The organism is Candidatus Paracaedibacter symbiosus (assembly GCF_000757605.1).
Taxonomy (GTDB): domain Bacteria; phylum Pseudomonadota; class Alphaproteobacteria; order Paracaedibacterales; family Paracaedibacteraceae; genus Paracaedibacter_A; species Paracaedibacter_A symbiosus.
This window is the reverse complement of the sequence record NZ_JQAK01000018.1, coordinates 1,692-2,683: the sequence shown is the minus strand read 5'-3', so window position 1 is coordinate 2,683 and position 992 is coordinate 1,692. Positions and strand designations below refer to the sequence as shown.

General features: G+C 60.0%; 2 protein-coding genes. Both read left to right on the top strand.

Going from position 1 to position 992, the window contains the following annotated elements; all coding sequences use genetic code 11:
- Window positions 1-329 (top strand): protein phosphatase 2C domain-containing protein (locus IG80_RS0111675; protein WP_232224420.1); only part of this gene is annotated, 329 nt, incomplete at its 5' end.
- A 12-nt stretch (window positions 330-341) separates the two neighbouring features.
- Window positions 342-962, top strand: coding sequence for a hypothetical protein (locus IG80_RS0111670; RefSeq protein ID WP_232224419.1), 621 nt, complete (start codon window positions 342-344; stop codon window positions 960-962).
- Window positions 963-992 lie beyond the last annotated feature (30 nt).

Genomic DNA, 992 nt, shown 5'->3' with positions numbered 1-992 from the left:
TGTTCTTGACCGACCCTAGAGCCGTCGAAAACTTCGAGTTCTCTTGCGAGGCCGGGCCTGTGGATGAGGTGGCCGTCTTCACCGATGGCATCGAGTCACTGGTACTTCACTACGCCACGCAGTCGGTTCACGCTCCATTCTTCGACCAGATATTCCAGCCGGTTCGCAGCCTGTCTGAGGGAGGATTCAACCCAGTGATGTCAGAGAGGTTGGATGCGTATCTGTCGTCCGCCTTGATTTGCGATCGTACGGACGATGACAAGACCCTGCTGCTTGCCAGCCGTCTGGCCACACCGCCACACCCTACTGCGATCGAGACGGACGCTTAAATGGCGAGCCCCGTGCTGGCAGGAAAATCCGGGCCCATCCGCTTGGGCAAGCTGCTGGGACGAGGCGGGGAGGGAGCGGTCTACGAGGTGGAAGGGCGGCCCGAGGCTGCGGCGAAAGTCTATGCGTCGCCGGCCAGCGCAGAGCGCGCGGACAAACTGGTAGCCATGGCCGCGCTGCGAACGCCGGCGCTAGATCAACTCACCGCATGGCCGACCGAGGTCCTCCGCCAACAAGATGGCAAGGTGAGCGGATTTGTGATGGCCAACTTGCGCGACTCCAAGGATATCCACCGCCTATATAGCCCCAAGAGCCGTCTGGCGGACTTCCCTCAGGCCGACTGGCGCATGGTAGTGCGAGCAGCGTTGAATACAGCGCGTGCGTTCTCCGTGCTCCATCAAGCAGGTCATCTGGTGGGCGATGTGAACCATGGTGGCGTGCGGGTCGCGCCCAATGCCACGGTCAGACTCATCGACACCGACAGCTTTCAGATCTCACACCAAGGGCGCACCTTCCTCTGCGAAGTGGGCGTCCAGGACTTCACTCCACCGGAGCTCCAAGGGAAAGCCTTCAAGCAGGTAATGCGCACGGCCAACCATGACAACTTTGGCCTTGCCTCGTATAACTTCGTATAATGTATGCTATACGAAGTTATTACGTGGCCG